Here is a 17,459-nt window from a genome sequence, read left to right as displayed (position 1 = left end):
GCTCACAGGGATCCTCCAAGACTCCAGCTCGACTCCCGCCATCCGCGGGGGCCGGTCACCAACGGGCGGCGCAGCACACGGCGGCGGGGAGGCCGTGGCGGCTCGGGAACGTCGTCATCTGCGAGAGCGCGCAGCGCCACGACCAGCGCGGCCAGCTCTTCCGGCGAAGGATCGCCCTTGATCACGTTCATAGCGGGATGTTCCCGTGCTTCTTGGGCGGCAGAGCGTCGCGCTTGCCGCGCAGCAGCCGCAGCGCGCGGGTGACCTCGCGCCGGGTCTCGCTCGGCGCGATCACCGCGTCCACATAGCCGCGCTCGGCCGCCAGGTAGGGGGTGGCGAGGGTGTCCTCGTACTCGCGCACCAGCTCGGCCCGCAGCGCGTCCGGGTCGTCGGCGGCGGCCAGCCGCTTGCGGTGCAGGATGTTGACCGCGCCCTGGGCGCCCATCACCGCGATCTGCGCGGTCGACCAGGCCAGGTTCACGTCCGCGCCCAGGTGCTTGGAGCCCATCACGTCGTACGCCCCGCCGTACGCCTTGCGGGTGATCACCGTGACCAGCGGGACCGTGGCCTCGCCGTAGGCGTACAGGAGCTTGGCGCCGCGCCGGATGATGCCGTTCCACTCCTGCTCGGTGCCGGGCAGGAAGCCGGGCACGTCCACGAGCGTGAGCACCGGGATGCTGAACGCGTCACACGTGCGCACGAACCGGGCGGCCTTCTCGGAGGCGTCGATGTCGAGCGTGCCCGCCAGCCGCATCGGCTGGTTGGCCACCACACCCACCGACCGGCCCTCCACGCGCCCGAAGCCGACCACGATGTTCGGCGCGAACAGCGGCTGCACCTCCAGGAACTCGCCGTCGTCCAGCAGGGCCGCGATGACCTCGTGCATGTCGTACGGCTGGTTCGGCGAGTCCGGCACCAGCTCGTCCAGCGCCAGGTCGTCGGCGCCGAGCTCCAGATCGGCCTCGAACTCGGGGTGCGGCGCGTCGTCCAGGTTGTTCTGCGGCAGGTACGACAGCAGCGCCCGGGCGTAGTCGAGCGCGTCGTCCTCGTCATGGGCCAGGTAGTGGGCGATGCCGCTGCGGCTGTTGTGCACCCGGCCGCCGCCCAGCTCCTCGAAGGTGACGTCCTCACCGGTGACGGTCTTGATGACGTCCGGGCCCGTCACGAACATGTGCGACGACTCGTCCACCATGATCGTGAAATCCGTGAGAGCCGGCGAGTAGACGTGGCCGCCCGCGCACGCGCCCATGATCAGGGAGATCTGCGGGATCACGCCGGAGGCCCGGATGTTGCGGCGGAAGATCTCGCCGTAGAGGCCGAGCGAGACGACGCCCTCCTGGATGCGCGCCCCGGCGCCCTCGTTGATGCCGATGATCGGCACGCCGTTCTTCATGGCCAGGTCCATGACCTTGCAGATCTTCTGCCCGTACACCTCCCCCAGGCTGCCGCCGGACACCGTGAAATCCTGCGAGAAGACGCACACCTGGCGGCCGTCGACCGTCCCGTAACCGGTCACCACGCCGTCGCCGTACACGAGCCCGCCGCGGGCCAGCGCGTCCAGCTCGACGAAAGAGCCCGCGTCCAGCAGCCGCTCGATCCGCTCCCGCGCGGTCAGCCTGCCCTTCGCGTGCTGCTTGGCCGCCGCCCGGGCCTCGCCCACGTGAACTGCCTCATCCAACCGCTCCTTGAGGCGGGCCAGGCTGCCCGCTGTGCCTTGCGCTGACATGCACCACCGCCGATAAGACCCACGATAAGACTCAGTTTCATATTGACGATACTCAGTTTCGCACGCTTGGATACCCCTAACTTTCGGGAGAATGACCACGTGCCGAAACCGCCCATCAGCCAGCGCCTCGCCGAAGCCGCCGTGGCGCTGTTCGACGAGCGCGGCTACGACGAGACCACCGTCGACGACATCGCCGCGCGAGCAGGCGTGAGCCGCAGCACGTTCTTCCGCTACTACCGCTCCAAGGAAGACGCGATCTTCCCCGACCACGACACCCTGCTGGAGAGGATCGCCGCGCGGCTGCGGGCCTCGACCGCGGACACCGCGATCGTCGCCATCACCGACGCGGTGCGCATCGTGCTCGCCCGCTACGTCGACGACGCCGAGGTGTCGCTGCGCCGATATCGCCTGGTCCGCCGCGTGCCGGCGCTACGCGACAGGGAGATCGCCAGCGTGGCCCGCTACCAGCGGCTGTTCCGCGAGTTCGTCGGCGAGTGGCTCGGCGACTCCCCCGACGCCGGCCTGCGCGCCGAGCTCATGGCCGCCTCCGTGGTGGCCGCGCACAACCAGGTGCTGCGGGGATGGCTGCGCGCGGGCGGCACGTACGACCCGTCCGGCCCCCTCGACCACGCGCTGCGGTACGTGATCGCCACCTTCCGCCACCTGGAGCAGCCGCAGGACAAGGGCGACCAGATCGTCGTCGCCACCTTCAGCCGCGCGGCCTCGCCCCAGGACGTCATGGCCGTCATCCAGCAGCACCTGGAGTCGTCCACGTAGAAACGCAACCCCTGACAACCCCCTCTTTTCGAAGGGGATCAGCGGGCGAGACCCGCGTCGCGGGCGCGGATGATGGCCTCGGTGCGGTCGGCCACGTGCAGCTTGGCGAAGATGTTGGACACGTTGTTGCGCACGGTCTTGGGCGACAGGAACAGCTCCGAGGCGATCTGCGGATTCGACCGGCCGGCCGCGATCAGCGTGAGGATCTCCAGCTCGCGCGGCGTGAGCTGCGGGAATGCCGAATCCTCGGTCGGCGGCGCGGTGAAGAACTCGGTCACCCGCCGGGCGATCGACGGCCCGAAGATGGCCTCGCCGTGGGCGACTGCCTGGATGGCGCGGACGATCTCGGCCTGGTTCGCCCCTTTGAGCAGGTATCCGCGGGCTCCGGCGCGCATCGCCGCGAACAGGGTGGCATCCTGCTCCGACATGGTCAGCATGACCACCCCGATGTGCGGGCTGTCGGCGACGACCCGGCGGGTGGCCTCGATGCCGTCCAGCTCCGGCATGCTGACGTCCATGACCACGATGTCCGGCTGCAGGTCGGCGGCCAGCGCGACGGCCTGCCGGCCGTCCGCGGCGGTGCCCACGACGTCGATGCCGGGCAAGGAGGCCAGCAGCGCCGCCAGCCCGTCGCGGTAGACCGGATGGTCGTCGGCGAGCAGCACTCGGATCGTCTCATCGGACACCGGCCACCTCCGTGGTCTGTTCGAGGGGAAGTCGCGCGCGGACGAGCGTCCCGCCGCCGGGCGGGCAGGTGACCTGGCACTCCCCGCCGAGCTCGGCCGCCCGCTCGCGCAGGGACAACATACCGACCCCGGCCTCGACGTCGCGGCCGATGCCGCGGCCGTCGTCGCGTACCGTGATCTCCAGGGTCCGCCCGCGCACACCGAGCATGATCTCGCAGTGCGTCGCCGCGGCGTGCCGCACCACGTTGGCCAGCGCCTCCGACACGATGCGGTACGCGGCCACCTCCACCGCGGCGGGCAGCGAGCCGAGCGCGTCGTCGCCGGTCACGGCGACCTGCAGGCCGCCGGAGCGGACCCGGTCGGCCTGCTGCTCCACGGCCCGGAGCACGCCGAGCTCGTCGAGCGCCGGCGGGCGCAGGTCGTGCACCAGGCGGCGGACGTCGGCCAGCACGACGGAGACCTCGGCCGCGGTCTGCTCCAGGATGCGATCGGACTCGGCGGGCGCGGTGGCGGCCAGGTTGCGGGCGGTCTCTATGCGCAGCGCGACGGCGCCGAGGCTGGGCCCGAGGCCGTCGTGCAGGTCGCGGCGGATCCGGCGGCGCTCCTCCTCGCGCGCGGTCACGAGCCTGGCGCGGATGCGCTGCAGGTCGGCGCTGAGCTCGCTGGCCCGCGCCGCCTGGGCGGCCTGCCGGACGAGGTCGCCGAGCAGCCGCTGGTCGCGCTCGGTCAGGTCGGCCCGGCACAGGACCAGCCGGCCCACGGCCTCGTCGCGGTAGGCGACCGGCAGCGACAGCTGCGGCCCGTCCGGGGCGCCGTGCTCGACCACCGTACGCACGCCGCCCGGCCGCTCGATCTCCACCCGTACGTACGGCAGCCGGAACGCCTCGGACACCGTGTGGGCCAGCGCGGCGAGCTGCGCGTCGGGCTCGGTGGTGACCTCGAGCCGCTCGGCGAGCGTCGAGACCATCGCGTACGGGTCGTCGCGCGCCCCGCGCACCAGCCGCCGCGCCGCCCGCCACAACCACGTCCGCAGCGGCGCGTAGGCCACCGAGACGATCGCGATGGCGGCCAGCGCGGAGTCGCGCTCGCCCAGCACGCTGCCCGCAACGGTGAACACGGCCACGTCGATCGCGACCACCAGGACCGCGAGCATCCCGTACAGGAAGGTCGCCGGCAGCAGCCGGTCGATGTCGTACAGGCGGTATTCGGTCACCGCGATCAGCACCGCGGCGGAGGTGAGCGCGATCCCGACGCACATGAGCACCGACGACAGCTGTTCCAGGGGCACCAGGAGCACGAACATGTCGGCCAGCGCGGCCCAGGTCAGCCAGCGGATCTGGGCGCGCCGCTCCGCGTCCGCCCGCCGGTAGCGGTGCACCATGACCGCGCAGGGGATGATCAGGCTCACCGCCGCCCCTGCTCGGGCGAGGCCGAGCAGGGCCGCCCACGCCTCGTACGGCAGCTCCAGGCTGACGGCGTCGAGGCCGAGCCGCAGGATCTCCGGGGGCAACGGGGCGTTCTCGAACCGCATCATCGCGGACGCCGGCACGAATATCCACACCAGCGGCAGGTAGCCGGCCAGCCCCAGTCCGGCGATCGACAGCCGCCGCCAGCCCTTGGCGGCGGGCAGCCGCCCGTCGGGGAAGAGCAGGATCAGCAGCGGCAGCCCGACCAGCAGCGCCGCGCCGAACCGGGCGTAGAACCAGTAGGCCGGCGCGGCCGCGAAGGCCCCCGGCGAGGTGTAGATCGCGTACACCGACCAGGCGCCGGAGAAGCCGTTCAGCGCCCAGTGCACGCCCGACAGGGTCAGCACCCAGGCGACGGGATGCCGGGGCAGCCGCCGCAGCAGCAGCGCGCCGGGCACCGCCTGGGCCAGGCCCGACACCGCGGCCGGCCAGCTCACGGCTTCGAGGCCCGCGCCGGGCGGCAACGAGATCCCGGAGTTGCGGACGTCCAGCAGCACCGTGCCGACCGTGAGCACGACCGCGAGCGCCGCCGGGACCGCGGACAGGCGGCTGGCTTTTGTCACCTGAGCATTGTCGCCGGATATGTGTCCCGTTGTCCCGGGACAGCCTGTCCCGGGACACGGCGGGGCGCCTCGGGACCGGATCAGGGACGGGCGGCTCTGCCGGCCCGGGACAGCGGGCGGACATCGTTGGGGGCATCGCAACAAACCGGAAGGAACCCCATGGACGCCCACATCCGCAACGAGCCCGCCCGGGCCCGTACGGACACCCAGGTGCTCAACTCCACCCCCTACACCGGCGCCGCCCCGGCCGCGAGCGAGAGTGCCGTCCGCCGCGCCGGGATCGGGCTGATGGTCGGCTCGCTGACCTGGGCGACGGCCATCTACATCCACGGCACGCAAGGCGTCGGCGTGGGCGAGCGGATCATCGACCTGACCGGGCTGGTGTTCCAGCTCGGCATCTTCTGCCTGCTCTGGGTGCAGATGAAGACGCGGGCGATCGGCACCTCGCGAGGCGCCGCGGTGGCGCTCAAGCTCGAGGCCGCGGTGCTCGGCCTCGCCGGCGTCTGGTCGCTGCTGCACGGCGTCCTGCCGGACGGCGTCAAGGACGAGACCTGGCTGGCCTTCCTCGACATCTGCTGGCCGCTGTCGATGCTGGGCATGGCCGCGATCAGCGTCAAGCTCGCCGTCACCGCGCGGTGGCGCGGGGTGCTGCGCTGGTGGCCGCTCATCGCGGAGAGCTGGGCGGTCGTGACCGTCCCCTGCTACCTGCTGGTCGGCGAGCAGCTGGCCCGCTGGGTCGGCGGCACCCACCTGGTCATCGGGTACGCCGCGCTCGGCCTGCTGATGGCCCTGCGGCCCGCGGCCACCCTCTTCTCCAGATCCGCCTGACTTCTCCAGATCCGCCTGAGCGAACCGGACGTGCTGTGGAATTTCGAGTTCTGGGACCTCTCGAGGTCCGTGCCGACGGCGGGGAGCCCGTCGGCCTGGGCGGGGCCCGCCCGCGCGCGGTGCTGGCCCGGCTCCTCATCGCACGGGGGGTCGTGGTCTCCACCGACACCCTGATCCATGACATGTACGGGGACACGCCGCCGCCCAGCGGGCTGTCGTCGCTGCACTCGTACGTGTCGAACCTGCGCCGGGCGATCGAGCCGGACCGCGGCCCGTGGGCCAAGCCCAAGGTGCTGATCGGCCGGCCGCCCGGCTACCTGCTGGCCGCCGATGACGTGGACGCGTCGCGGTTCGAGGAGCTGGTGGGCCGGTCGGAGTTCCAGTCGCCGGGGGAGGCGCTGACCTGCCTGGACGCCGCGTTCGGGCTGTGGCGGGGCGTGCCGTACGGGGAGTTCGGGGACGAGACCTGGGCCCTCACCGAGGTGAGCCGGCTGCGCGAGCTGCGCCTGGTCGCGCTCGAGCGGCGCGCCCGGGCGCTGCTCGACCTGGGCCGCCCACAGGCCGTGATCACGGACCTGGAGGCGGAGACGGCCGAGAACCCGCTGCGCGAGCGGCTGTGGTGCCTGCTCGCCCTGTCCCTGTACCGCACCGGGCGGCAGGCGGAGGCGCTGGCCGTACTGCGCCGCGCGGCCCGGCAGCTGGCCGACCAGCTCGGCCTCGACCCCGGCCCCGAGCTGCGCTCCCTCGAACAGGACATCCTCCGCCAGGCCGACTCCCTGGAGCCGGCCGCCCCGGCCACCCTGGTCGTGCCGACCCAGCCCCGGCCGGCTCGCCGGGACGACCGGCTCGCCGAGCTGCTGGCGCTGCCCGAGCGGGCCGCCCGCACCGGCCTGCGGCTGGCGGCGGTGAGCGGCGAGGCGGGGATCGGCAAGACGTTCCTGCTGGAGGAGTTCGGCGAGCACTGCTCGGCCGCGCTCGGGCAGCTCGTGCTCTGGGGGCGCTGCCACGACGCCGAAGGGTTGCCGCCGCTGTGGCCGTGGGTCCAGGTGCTGCGGACGCTCGAACAGCACTGCCCGCCCGGCGACCGGCAGACCCTGGCCGGCCTGCTCGACGCGGACCGCCCGGCCGACGCGCACGCCGTCGCGCGGTGGCTGACCGCGGCCGCGCGCGTCCGGCCGCTGGTGATCGTCCTGGACGACCTGCAGCGGGCCGACCCCGCGTCGCTGGAGCTGCTCAGGGACCTGGTCATGCGGCTGGACGGCGCCGCCGTCACGCTGGTCGCCGCGTTCCGCCCGGGTTTCGACGACCCGCTGAGCCGGCTGGCCCGCTACGACCTCGTCCGCCTGCGCGTCCGCGGCCTGGCGCCGGAGGCCGTACGGTCCATGGCGGCCGGGATGGGCGTTGAGCTCGACGCCGAGGCCGCGGCGCGGCTGGCCGACCGGACCGGCGGCAACCCCTTCTTCGTACGGGAATGCCTCCGGCTGAGGGCCGGCGGCCACGCCGTGGACGCCGTCCCGGAGACGGTCGCCGGGCTGGTGCGGTCGCAGCTCGATGCCGAGGTCGCGGACGTGCTGGCGGTCGCGGCGGTGCTCGGCAGGGAGTTCGACCCGGCGATCGTGACGCAGGTCGCGGGCCCCGAGGCGGCCGACCTGCTCGACCGCGCAACCCACGCGGGCCTGCTCGCCCCCAGCGCCGACCTAACGGCCCGCACGGGACTGCCCGTCCCCGACACCGCCCTCGACCTCGCGACCGGCACGGGACTGCCCCTCTCCGGCGACGCGCTCGACCTCACCACCGACGCGGCACTACCCGTCTCCGGCGACGCATTCGACCTCCCCACCGATATGGGGCTGCCCAGTGCGCAGGATGCGCCCGGCCGGGCCGTCGGCGCGGGGTTGCCCGTCGGGGGCGGGCGCGCGTTTCGCGTGGAACCGGCCGTCGCCGGGGGTGGGCGGCTGGTGTTCGTGCACGATCTGGTGCGGGAGGCGCTGGCCGGGGGCCTGCCGCCACGGCGCAGGGCCGCCGTCCACCGGGACCTGGCCGCCGCCCTGGCCGCCCGCCCGTCCGCCGACGTGGCCGCCATCGCCTGGCACGCCATCCAGGCGGGCTCGCACGGCGAGGCCGTGCGCTGGGCCGTGGCCGCCGCTGAGCAGGCCGGCCTGCGCCTGGCGTACGCGGAGGCGGCCAGGTGGTGGGGCCATGCGGTGGCCGCCCACGACGCCTCGGGCGGCGACCCCGCCCAGCACGTGGAGCTGCTCCTCCACCACGTCCAGGCCCTGGAGGCGGCCGGCGACCGGGACGCCGCCCGCCGCTCCGGAGCCGCCGCCCTGCGCGCCGCCGACCGCGCCGACGCGGGCGCCGGCCTGGTGGTACGCGCTCTCACCGCGCTCGGCAAGCCCTCCCTGTCGCTGCTACGCGACCCGTACCAAGCGAGCCGGCCCCTGACGGGCCGACACCCGGCAGGCCAGCACCCGGCAGGCCAGCACCCGGCAGGCCAGCACCCGGCAGGCCAGCACCCGGCGGGCCAGCACCTGGCGGGCCAGCACCACGTGGGCCAGCACCACGTGGGCTGGCACCCGGTGGACGACCCCCGCCCGCTCACCCGCACCCGCGCTCGCGACGACCGCCGTCTCACCGTGCCCCGGCCCCGGGCCCTCACCGGGTTGACGGACCTCACCGGCGAGTTACACGACCTGGCGGAACACACCGACAACCCTCAGGTCGAGCTGCTCGCCGGCATGGTGGACGCCTGTGGCCGCCTGGAGGCGTTCGACGTGGCCGGCGCCGACCGGGCCGCCGCCCGCTGCGACACACTCCTGGAACTCCACCCGCTGCCCTGGCCCCGCTTCCAGCACACCCTCTGGCACGCCAACCGGCTCACCCTCGACGGCCGCTTCGACGAGGCCGGCCGCCTCTACGACGACGCCGGCGACCAGGCCCGCCACCTCAACCTCTGGCACGCCCGCCAGACCGTCGCCACCGGCCGCGTCGCGCTCAGCTACCACCGCGGCGCCATCGCCGACGCCGCGCCCCTCATCGCCGCCGTCCGCGGCGTCCATCCCACCCTGCACCACGACGCCACCACCCTGCACCTGTGCGCCCAGGGCCACCTCGACCACGCGCGGCGCCTCAACGGCGGCCCCCGTCAAGCCCCTCCCCGGGACTGGTCCTGGCTGTCGGCCACCTGCCTGCGCGCCGCCGCCGTCGCCGCGCTCGGCCGCACCCACGAATGCCGTACGGCCTACACCGCCCTGCTCCCCTACAGCGGCCGTATCTCCGCCCTGTCAGCCGTGCTCTGCCTGGGCCCCGTCGACTGGTACCTCGCCCTGCTCGCCACCGCCACCGGCCATCACGACACCGCCACCGCCCACCTCACCACCCTCGAACAGCAGGCCGACGCCGCCGGCCTGCACTGGTGGCGCGACCGCGCCGCCGCCACCGGCGTCCGCCGGCCTCTCCAGGTCGCCACCAGAGCGTGATCACGTCCTGGACAGCGGTTGGCTGAGCAGGCGGCGCCCCTCGTCCTGGAATCCACGCTTGCCGTAGAAGTCGAAGAGATGGCTCACGTCGTTGCCGTTGGGGGCGATCACGATCTCCAGGAGGGAACATCCCAGCTCCGCGGCCCAGCTCCGGCTGTCCTCGATCAGCCCGTTGGCCTCGCCGCGCCTGCGCGCCTCCGGGGCGACGTAGAGATCTTCGAGCTCGGCGATCAGGCCGGACTCGAGCCCGAACGAGGTCGTGGTGATCGCGAACGCGATGATCCGGCCGTGCTCCTCGCTCACCGCGACCCGGGCCGCGGGCGAGGTGACCAAGGTGGTGAGGTTGGCGCCGAGGTCGCCTTCCGGCGTGGTGAAGCCGTCCTCCTCGTAGAAGGCGACGGCGAGGGCGAGCAGGGCGGGCAGATCGGCTTCACGGGCCGTACGGATCGACATGAGGGCCATGATCTCGACCGATCCGCGGCCTCCGCCAACCGATTTCGTCGTCAGGGCTTCATCAGCCTGCGGGCGATCACCCGCAGGGCGAGGACCTCGTCGGCGCCCTCGAAGATGGACAGCACGCGCGCGTCCACGAACAGCCGCGAGATGCCGTACTCCTCCGCGTACCCGTAGCCGCCGTGCAGCTGCTGGGCCTCCCTGGTGACCCATTCGGCCGCCCGGCAGGCGAGCTGCTTCACCTGCGCGGCCTCCAGCTGGCCGTCCCCGGCCGTCACGGCCCGGGCTGCGGCGAACGTGAAAGCCCGGCACGCGGCGATCATCCCGGCCATCCTGGCGATCTTGGCGCGGGTCAGCTGGTAGTCCGCGAGCGGCCGGCCGAAGACCGACCGCTGCCCCGCGTAGTCCACGGCCAGCTCCAGCGCCGACTGCATGACCCCGACGGCCCTGGCCGCGGTCTGCAGCCGCGCGTTCGCGAACGCCTGCATCTGCAGGTAGAACCCGCGCCCGAGACCGCCCTCCCCGCCGATCAGGTCGGCCGCGGGGACGCGCCAGCCGTCGAAGCGCACCTCGAACGAGTGCATGCCCCGATAGCCGAGCGTACGGATGGCACGCCCCTCGACGGACCCGCCGCCCTCCTGGGTGAGGCGCCATTCATGGCCGGTGAAGGAGGGTTTGTCCACCACGAAGAGCGAAAGGCCCCGATGCCCGGCCGGGTCGGTGCGGGCCAGGACGAGGAGGTAGTGGGCGCGGCCGGCGAAGGTGCACCAGGTCTTGACGCCGTTCAGCACCCATTCGTCGCCGTCGCGGGTCGCGCTCGTGGTGATCCGGGCGACGTCGGAGCCGAAGTCGGGCTCGGTGACCGCCACGGCGCACAGCCGCTCCCCCGAGGCGATCATCGGCAGCCAGCGCCGTTTCTGCTCCTCGGTGCCGCCGCGGGCGATCGCGGTGGCGATGATCTCGGGACGCGTGATGAGCGAGCCGGCGGCCCCCAGCGAGGCCCGGGACAGTTCCTCGGTCACGACCACCATGGCGGCCAGTTCGTCGCCCTCGGCGGCGCCGCCGTACTCGGCCGGGATCGACAGCCCGAAGCAGCCCATGCCGGCGAGCCCGTCGATGATCTCGGCGGGGATGTCCTCGTCCTCGCGGTGGATCCGGTCGGCGACGGGGGCGACGCGGTCGGCGGCGAACTCGCGGAAGGCGGCGCGGACCAGCTGCAGCTCGGCGGACAGGTGCCGGGGCCCCGCCTCGCGGGTGGCCAGCACGCGTTCGGCGACGCGTTCCAGGAACGCCGGGTCGCGTCCCGCGGCGACGTGGGCGGCGACGCCGTCCAGGGCCGTCCCGTCCACGCCCCACAGCGACTCCCTGCCGGTCAGGCGACCGGCCAGGTCGGCGGCGACGTCGGCGGCATAAAGCAGCGCCAGGTCCGCGCCGTGGCCAGGGCGGGAGTCTGCGCCGTGGCCGGCTCCAGGGCCTGCGCCGGAGCCCGCGTCGGGGTCCGCGACGTGGTCGAGGAGTGCCCCGGCCGCCGCGACCGCCGCCGACATGGACGCCACGTCGTAGGCCACGGCCTGGTCCCGGTCCGCGGAGGCGACGTGGGCGGCGGCCCTGCCGACGACGCCCCGCAGCGCCTCCACGACGGCACGCGCGCGGCCGGGCTCGGTCATCTCACGCACGGCCGGCGCCTTCCCCGAACTCGATCGCCAAGGTGCTGTGGGGCTCCTCGTCCTGGCCGAACACGCCCAGCGTGGCCGCGTCGATCCGCCGCAGCAGCGCCGGCCGGCCGCAGAACAGGGGCTTGCGGTTCCGGTGCCGCATGCGCGCCACGGGCGCGCCGTGCCCCTCCAGGCGCAGGACCTCCGCCAGGGCGAGCGTCATCAGGGGCCCGTGCACCACCAGGCCGGGGTAGCCCTCGACGCGGGTGGCGTACGGCCAGTCGTAGTGGATCCGGTGAGGGTTGGACGTCGCCGCGCTGAACCGCATCAGCAGCGTCGGGTCCGTGGCGAACCGCCAGGAACCCTCCCCCTCCCGGGCGAAAGGCGCGCCGGCGGGCGCCAGGGCCGCCGCGGGCCCGGCCGGAGCGGCCTCTTCCGGGACGGCCCCGGCCTCCCGGTAGATGAGGTCCTGCCGTTCCTCGACGGCGAGCCGGTCGTGCTCGTCGTACAGCCGGATGGTGACGACCACGACGACCAGCCGGCCCGAGCGCCCCGGCTTCTCGGTGACCGACTCCACGCGCGCCTCGCGGCGTACCGTGCTCCCCACCGCGAGCGGGGCGTGGAAGGCGACCTCGCCGCCCGCGAACATCCGCCGCGGCAGCTCCACCGGGGGCAGGAACGACCCGCGCGCCGGATGGCCGTCCGCGCCGAGCACGGACGAGACGGGCCAGCGGGCCAGGGCGAGCCAGTGCCACAGCGGCGGCAGCGCGTCTCCCGGGCCGACCGCGGGCGTGCCGTCGTCGAACAGCGCCGACAGCGCGGCGACCGGGCCAGGGTCCACCGTCTCCCGGGTGGTGAGGGTGTGCGGTTCCCGGCTCACGTGGACCTTCCCCGCCTCGTCCGGATGACGCCGTTGCTCCGCAGCGCCGCCAGCTCCGCACCCGACAGGCCGAGCTCGGCCCGCAGCACCTCCTCGGTGTGCCCGCCGACCTCGGGCGACGCCTCAGGAGGGGCCTGCTCGCCGTCCATCACCAGCGGCGAGCCCGGCGCCCAGTGCTCGCCGACCCCGGGCTGGGCGATCTTCCCCATCAGCGGGTTCCCGGGCAGCGTCGCAGCCAGCTCCGTGAAGCTCCGGTACGTCGACCACAGCACGCGGGTGGCCCGCAGCGCCTCGCACGCCTCGGCGAGCGTACGGGTCTCGAACCAGCTCGCGATCAGGTCGCCGAGCACCCTGCGGTGCCGGTAGCGCTCGGACTCCGCGCCGAAGTCCACCCCGAGGGCGGCGGCCAGCGCGGAGACCACGCCGGTGAGGCCGGTGGCGGCGAGGAGGTCGCGCCAGTGCCGGTCGGTGAGCGCCACGACCATCAGCCGCCCGCCGTCGGCGGTGACGAAGTCCCGGCCGAAGGTGCCGTAGACGTGGTTGCCGATCCGCTCGCGCGAGGTGCCGTTCAGCTGCGCCTCGGCGAGGTAGCCGAGGCTTCCGGCGACCGCCAGGGCGACGTCCTCCAGCGCCACCCGCACCTGCTGCCCCTCCCCCGTGAGTACGCGGTGCCGCTCCGCGGCCAGCAGCCCGACCGCCAGGTAGAGGCCGGCGGCCAGGTCCCAGGCGGGCACCACGCCGTTCACCGGCCGCCCGGCGTCCTCCGGGCCGGTCAGCAGCGGGAACCCGGTCGCCGCCTGGACCGTGTAGTCCACCGCGGTCCCGCCGTCGCGGCGGCCGGTGAGCAGCACGTGGATCACGTCGGGGCGGCGGGCCCGCAGCGCCTCGAAGGTCAGCTCCGGGTGCCGGTCGGCGTTGCTGATCACGATCCCGCCGCGCCGTCCCCCGCCGACGACCAGGTCGGCGACGAGCCGGCGCCCGTCCTCGGCGGACAGGTCCACCTCGACGGCGCGTTTGCCCTTGTTGAGGCCCGACCAGTACAGGCTCGTCCCGCTCTCGGCCAGCGGCCAGCGCGTACGGTCGGGAGCCCCGCCGATCGGCTCGACCCTGATCACGTCGGCGCCCAGCTGCGCCAGCGTCATCCCGCACAGCGGCGTGGCCACGTAGCTGGAGAGCTCGACGATCCGCAGCCCGCTCAGCGGCCGCGCGGCATCCTTGCTCAACGGGTGGTCCCGATCACGCACCCGACCAACCTAACCGAACCGCTCACATCGGGCCCTCGCTAACATCCGTCGTCAGACAAACCTGAAAGGCACGGCATGAGCGAGCACCCCCTGTGGCCCACGACCGGCGAGGCGACCATCACCGCCTTCCCCGTACGACACGACGGCCCGAGCCCGGCCGTCGTGGTCCTCCCGGGCGGCGCCTACCACCACCTCGCCGACCACGAGGGCGCGCCGGTCGCGCGCTGGCTCAACTCGCTGGGCATCGCGGCGTTCGTCGTGCGCTACCGGATCGCGCCGCACCGCCACCCGCTGCCCCTGCTCGACGCCGCCAGGGCGGTGCGCTGGGTACGGCACCACGCCGCCTCGACCGGCGTGGACCCGGCCCGCGTGGGGGTGCTCGGCTTCTCGGCGGGCGGCCACCTGGCCGGGCTGCTCGCCACCGAGGCGGGCTCCATGCTGCCGGAAGGCCCGCACGACGCCGTCGACCGGGCCGATCCCCGCCCCGGGCTCGCCGTGCTCTGCTATCCCGTCGCCGCGCTCACCGGACCGGCCGCCCACCAGGGCTCGGCCGCCAACCTGCTCGGCCCGGACGCGCCCGAGTCCGTACGCTCCGAGCTGTCGCTCGGCGACCGCGTCGGCCCGGCCACGCCGCCCATGTTCCTGTGGCACACGGCCGACGACGAGGCGGTCCCCGTCGAGAACACCTTCCAGGTGGCCCGGTCGCTCGCCCGCCACCGGATCCCCCTGGAGGTGCACGTCTATCCCAGCGGCCGGCACGGGCTGGGACTGGCCGAGGCCGATCCCGTCGTGGGCGACTGGACCGGCCGCTGCGCCGCCTTCCTGCGGTCCCGGGGCTGGTAGGGCCTACCCGCGCCAGATCCGCAGGTAGGCGTCGCGGTAGCCGTGCGGGTCCCAGGACGTGGCATCGCCGACGTTCGCCGTCGTGGTCAGGTGCACCGGCGTCACGTACCCGCTCGGCGGGTGCCCGGCGAACGCGCGGTTGAGCTCGTCGACGATCTGGCTGCCCTGCGCGTTCAGCGGCTCCGGGACGGTCGCGTGCTGGAACTGCCGGGCGCGGATCCGCTGGAACGCCGACGGGTCCCCGTCCCCGGCGCCGATGGAGTAGGGAGGTCCCTGCCCGGGCTTGCCGGCGGCGCGCAACGCGGGAGCGGCGTCGGCGAAGTAGACGTCGTTGATGGCGACCGAGTACGTCCACAGGTCCCTGAAGCGGGACAGCAGGGACGAGACCTCCTGCGGCGTGCGGGTGCCCGCGTCGGGGAGCGGGATGTTCTCGTAGGACAGGAGCCGGACGCCGGAGCAGGTCGCCAGGGTCTGCTTGATGAGCCGGGACTTGTTCTCGGCGAACGGGATCGAGGAGTCGGTGAAGATCACCACGCCCGCCCGGCCGTTCGACCGGGCGATGATCCAGTACGCGCTGATCCGCGCGACGTCCTCCACCCGGCTGGTGACGTTGGTGAAGAGGCGGGGGTTCGCGCTGGGGCCCGGCGACTTGGTCGCGTGCCATCCCACGAGCTGGATCCCGGCGGCGTTGGCCTGCTTGACCTGCTGCGCCACGGACCCCGGGTCGAACCCGCCGATGACGATGCCCGACGGCCGGAGCGCGACCGCCTCCCCCAGGGCCACCCGGATCCCGGCGGGGGTGCCCTGGCCGTCGATCACGCGGAAGTTCCACCGCACGGACCGGGCGGCCGCCCGTACGGCGTCGGCGGTGCCGGCCACACCGGGGTTGGTCATGGTCGAGGCCACGAAGACGATGCTCTTGCCGGGGACGGCGCGCGGCCCGCTCGTGGGACCGCCCCAGGGCACGTCCGTCGCCTCGGCGCGGGCGACCGCCCGCCTGGCGGTGTGCACCACGTCGTGGCACCCCACTCCGGGGGCGGGCGGCGGGGTGCCGAGCGAGCAGCCGCCGGCGACCAGGACGAGCGCCACGAGGCGGGCGAGGTTCATGGGAGGCTCCGCACCCGGCCGGCGTGCGCCCGGCGCCGCGCGGAGTAGCCGGCCAGCCCGACGGCGACGAGCAGGGTGGCGCCGTTGAACAGCGGGGTGACCCAGAAGTCCGCCCCGAGCTGGCTGATGCCCGACAGCCCGATGGCCAGGACCGCGATGGCGACGACCGTGCCCCAGGGGTTGGCCCGTCCGGGCTTGATCGTGGTGGAGCCGAGCAGCGCGGCCACGAACGCCGGCAGCAGGTAGTCCAGCCCGACGCTCGGGTTGCCGATCTGCTGCTGGGCCGCGAGGAGCACGCCCGCGAAGCCGGTCACCAGGCCGGATCCGGCGAAGGCGAGGACGACGTACCGGCGGAGCGGGATCCCGACCAGCTCCGCCGCCCGCGGGTTCGAGCCGATGACGTAGAGGTAGCGGCCCACGGGGAGCCGCTCCAGCACGAGCCACAGCGCGGCGGCCAGGGCGAGCACGTAGAACGCGGGCGCCGGCAGGCCGAGGAGCGTCGAGTCGTACAGGCCGGTCAGGCCCTCGGGCAGGCCCTGCGGGCCGGGGAAGATCCGGGCGCCATGGGTCACCCATCCCGTGACGGCGTACAGGATGCTGCCGGTGCCGAGGGTCGCGATGAACGAGTCGATGCGCGCGAACTCCACCAGCAGGCCGTTGACCGCGCCGACCGCCGGCGCGCCGGCGAGCACGGCCAGGCAGGCCGCGGGCCACGGCCAGCCGGCGTTCACGATCAGCAGCAGCGTCATGACGTGCCACAGGCCCAGGCCGTAGCCGAGGGACAGGTCGAAGTTCCCGGTGATGATGGGGATCATCGAGCCCAGCGCCAGGACCGCGATGATCGAGTAGGCGGAGACGATCGCGGTCAGGTTGGCCATGGTGGGGAACGTGTCCGGCAGGGCGAACGCGAACGCGGCGAACAGGATGACGGCCAGCGCGAGCAGCCCGTAACCGCCGATCAGCCTGCCGGCGGAGGGCCGTCTCCGGGGCGTGCGGTCGTCCGTCAGCAACGACCCGTCCCTGGGGTGGCCGTGGCCGCCCGGGTGAGGGCGGCGACGGTGAGGGCGTCGCCGCTCAGCTCGGCCGTCACCGTCCCGCGCGCGAACACGAGCGCCCGGTCGCACAGGTTCGCGACCTCCTCGAAGTCGGCGGAGACCAGGAGCGCGGCGGCCCCGGCCGCCAGGGCCTCGTCGAGCAGCCGGAGGATCTCGGGTTTGGCGCCGACGTCGACGCCGGCCGTGGGCTCCTCCAGGATCAGGAGCCGGCGGCCGGCCCCGAGCCAGCGGCCAATCAGCACCTTCTGCTGGTTCCCGCCGGACAGGGCGGCGAACGGCGTCTCCGGGTCGGCCGGGCGGACGCGCAGGCGCTCGACGATCGCCGCCGTCTCGGCGCGCTCGCGGCGCGGGCTCAGCGGGCTCAGCGGCGATCGGCCGCGCACGCCGGGGTTGGCCAGCAGGTTCTCCCGCACGCTCAGGTCGGCGGCGGCCCCTTCCTCGTGCCGGTCGCCGGACACGAAACCGACCCCCGCGCCGACGGCCGCCGCGACCGAGGCCGGCCGGTACGGGCCGCCGCCGAGCAGCACGCGGCCCGCCGCCATGGGATACGCGCCGGCCAGCGCGCGGCCGAGGTCCACGTGCCCGGCTCCCGTGAGCCCGACCAGGCCGAGCGCCTCGCCGGACCGCAGGTCGAACCCCACCGGCCCCGCCCGGCCGGCGCGCCCGCCGTCCAGGCTCAGCAGGTCCTCTCCCCGCC

At 74.2% G+C, this 17,459-nt stretch carries 15 protein-coding genes; 4 read left to right on the top strand and 11 right to left on the bottom strand.

Translation table 11 applies throughout. From position 1 onward, the window contains the following. Window positions 1-2: 2 nt before the first annotated feature. Both ACWEPL_RS50695 and ACWEPL_RS50690 read right to left on the bottom strand, forming a co-directional pair. On the bottom strand, window positions 3-191 hold the full coding sequence (locus ACWEPL_RS50695) for an acyl-CoA carboxylase subunit epsilon (protein WP_357735408.1): 189 nt from the start codon (window positions 189-191) through the stop codon (window positions 3-5). Then, a complete protein-coding gene (locus ACWEPL_RS50690; RefSeq protein ID WP_350726962.1) occupies window positions 188-1,726 on the bottom strand; it encodes an acyl-CoA carboxylase subunit beta in 1,539 nt (512 codons plus the stop codon). Before ACWEPL_RS50690 ends, ACWEPL_RS50695 begins: the two co-directional genes overlap by 4 nt. Window positions 1,727-1,825: 99 nt before the next feature. On the opposite strand from ACWEPL_RS50690, the gene ACWEPL_RS50685 reads away from it, so the two are divergent. Beyond that, window positions 1,826-2,503: a TetR family transcriptional regulator gene (locus ACWEPL_RS50685; protein ID WP_452440590.1), complete on the top strand. Its 678-nt coding sequence runs from the start codon at window positions 1,826-1,828 to the stop codon at window positions 2,501-2,503. A 38-nt stretch (window positions 2,504-2,541) separates the two neighbouring features. Here the strand turns inward: ACWEPL_RS50685 and ACWEPL_RS50680 are convergent, their stop codons facing one another. Both ACWEPL_RS50680 and ACWEPL_RS50675 read right to left on the bottom strand, forming a co-directional pair. Beyond that, the gene (locus ACWEPL_RS50680) at window positions 2,542-3,189 is read right to left on the bottom strand and encodes a response regulator transcription factor (RefSeq protein ID WP_350726960.1); all 648 of its coding nucleotides are present in this window, start codon (window positions 3,187-3,189) and stop codon (window positions 2,542-2,544) included. Next, window positions 3,179-5,218 (bottom strand): sensor histidine kinase, encoded by a 2,040-nt coding sequence (locus ACWEPL_RS50675; protein ID WP_363972581.1) that lies wholly within the window; start codon window positions 5,216-5,218, stop codon window positions 3,179-3,181. The genes ACWEPL_RS50680 and ACWEPL_RS50675 overlap by 11 nt, the downstream gene beginning before the upstream one ends. Window positions 5,219-5,377: 159 nt before the next feature. On the opposite strand from ACWEPL_RS50675, the gene ACWEPL_RS50670 reads away from it, so the two are divergent. Both ACWEPL_RS50670 and ACWEPL_RS50665 read left to right on the top strand, forming a co-directional pair. Continuing rightward, window positions 5,378-6,046: a hypothetical protein gene (locus tag ACWEPL_RS50670; RefSeq protein WP_452440589.1), complete on the top strand. Its 669-nt coding sequence runs from the start codon at window positions 5,378-5,380 to the stop codon at window positions 6,044-6,046. A gap of 35 nt (window positions 6,047-6,081) precedes the next feature. Beyond that, window positions 6,082-9,525, top strand: a complete 3,444-nt coding sequence (locus tag ACWEPL_RS50665; protein WP_452440588.1) for a BTAD domain-containing putative transcriptional regulator — start codon at window positions 6,082-6,084, stop codon at window positions 9,523-9,525. Here ACWEPL_RS50665 and ACWEPL_RS50660 read toward each other — a convergent pair whose 3' ends face one another. Genes ACWEPL_RS50660 through ACWEPL_RS50645 form a run of 4 tightly spaced genes read right to left on the bottom strand, consistent with a single transcriptional unit; the run spans window position 9,526 to window position 13,757 of the window. Continuing rightward, window positions 9,526-9,978 (bottom strand): GNAT family N-acetyltransferase, encoded by a 453-nt coding sequence (locus tag ACWEPL_RS50660; RefSeq protein WP_355198100.1) that lies wholly within the window; start codon window positions 9,976-9,978, stop codon window positions 9,526-9,528. Between the two features lie 50 nt (window positions 9,979-10,028). After that, complete coding sequence (locus ACWEPL_RS50655) at window positions 10,029-11,645, bottom strand: acyl-CoA dehydrogenase family protein (RefSeq protein ID WP_452440608.1); 1,617 nt, start codon at window positions 11,643-11,645, stop codon at window positions 10,029-10,031. A gap of 1 nt (window position 11,646) precedes the next feature. Then, a complete protein-coding gene (locus ACWEPL_RS50650; protein WP_452440587.1) occupies window positions 11,647-12,513 on the bottom strand; it encodes an FAS1-like dehydratase domain-containing protein in 867 nt (288 codons plus the stop codon). Then, window positions 12,510-13,757 (bottom strand): CoA transferase, encoded by a 1,248-nt coding sequence (locus ACWEPL_RS50645; RefSeq protein WP_452440586.1) that lies wholly within the window; start codon window positions 13,755-13,757, stop codon window positions 12,510-12,512. The genes ACWEPL_RS50650 and ACWEPL_RS50645 overlap by 4 nt, the downstream gene beginning before the upstream one ends. 75 nt (window positions 13,758-13,832) lie before the next feature. Here ACWEPL_RS50645 and ACWEPL_RS50640 point away from each other — a divergent pair, with 75 nt between their 5' ends. Beyond that, complete coding sequence (locus ACWEPL_RS50640) at window positions 13,833-14,600, top strand: alpha/beta hydrolase (RefSeq protein ID WP_350726953.1); 768 nt, start codon at window positions 13,833-13,835, stop codon at window positions 14,598-14,600. Between the two features lie 3 nt (window positions 14,601-14,603). Here the strand turns inward: ACWEPL_RS50640 and ACWEPL_RS50635 are convergent, their stop codons facing one another. From ACWEPL_RS50635 to ACWEPL_RS50625, 3 genes are all read right to left on the bottom strand, one after another. Beyond that, on the bottom strand, window positions 14,604-15,707 hold the full coding sequence (locus ACWEPL_RS50635; protein ID WP_452440584.1) for a substrate-binding domain-containing protein: 1,104 nt from the start codon (window positions 15,705-15,707) through the stop codon (window positions 14,604-14,606). Beyond that, a complete protein-coding gene (locus ACWEPL_RS50630; protein ID WP_452440583.1) occupies window positions 15,704-16,717 on the bottom strand; it encodes an ABC transporter permease in 1,014 nt (337 codons plus the stop codon). Before ACWEPL_RS50630 ends, ACWEPL_RS50635 begins: the two co-directional genes overlap by 4 nt. Next, window positions 16,711-17,459: ATP-binding cassette domain-containing protein (locus tag ACWEPL_RS50625; protein WP_452440582.1), on the bottom strand; the 749-nt coding region annotated here is incomplete at its 5' end. The genes ACWEPL_RS50630 and ACWEPL_RS50625, both read right to left, overlap by 7 nt.

Source organism: Nonomuraea sp. NPDC004186 (assembly GCF_053603495.1).
This window is presented reverse-complemented; position numbering and strand designations above follow the sequence as displayed.

What these genes read in the sequence shown, in the direction of transcription:
- ACWEPL_RS50635 (WP_452440584.1), bottom strand. Translation starts at nt 15,707, where the DNA reads ATGAACCTCGCCCGCCTCGTGGCGCTCGTCCTGGTCGCCGGCGGCTGC.
- ACWEPL_RS50690 (WP_350726962.1), bottom strand. Translation starts at nt 1,726, where the DNA reads ATGTCAGCGCAAGGCACAGCGGGCAGCCTGGCCCGCCTCAAGGAGCGG.
- ACWEPL_RS50655 (WP_452440608.1), bottom strand. Translation starts at nt 11,645, where the DNA reads ATGACCGAGCCCGGCCGCGCGCGTGCCGTCGTGGAGGCGCTGCGGGGC.
- ACWEPL_RS50695 (WP_357735408.1), bottom strand. Translation starts at nt 191, where the DNA reads ATGAACGTGATCAAGGGCGATCCTTCGCCGGAAGAGCTGGCCGCGCTG.
- ACWEPL_RS50660 (WP_355198100.1), bottom strand. Translation starts at nt 9,978, where the DNA reads ATGTCGATCCGTACGGCCCGTGAAGCCGATCTGCCCGCCCTGCTCGCC.
- ACWEPL_RS50670 (WP_452440589.1), top strand. Translation starts at nt 5,378, where the DNA reads ATGGACGCCCACATCCGCAACGAGCCCGCCCGGGCCCGTACGGACACC.
- ACWEPL_RS50640 (WP_350726953.1), top strand. Translation starts at nt 13,833, where the DNA reads ATGAGCGAGCACCCCCTGTGGCCCACGACCGGCGAGGCGACCATCACC.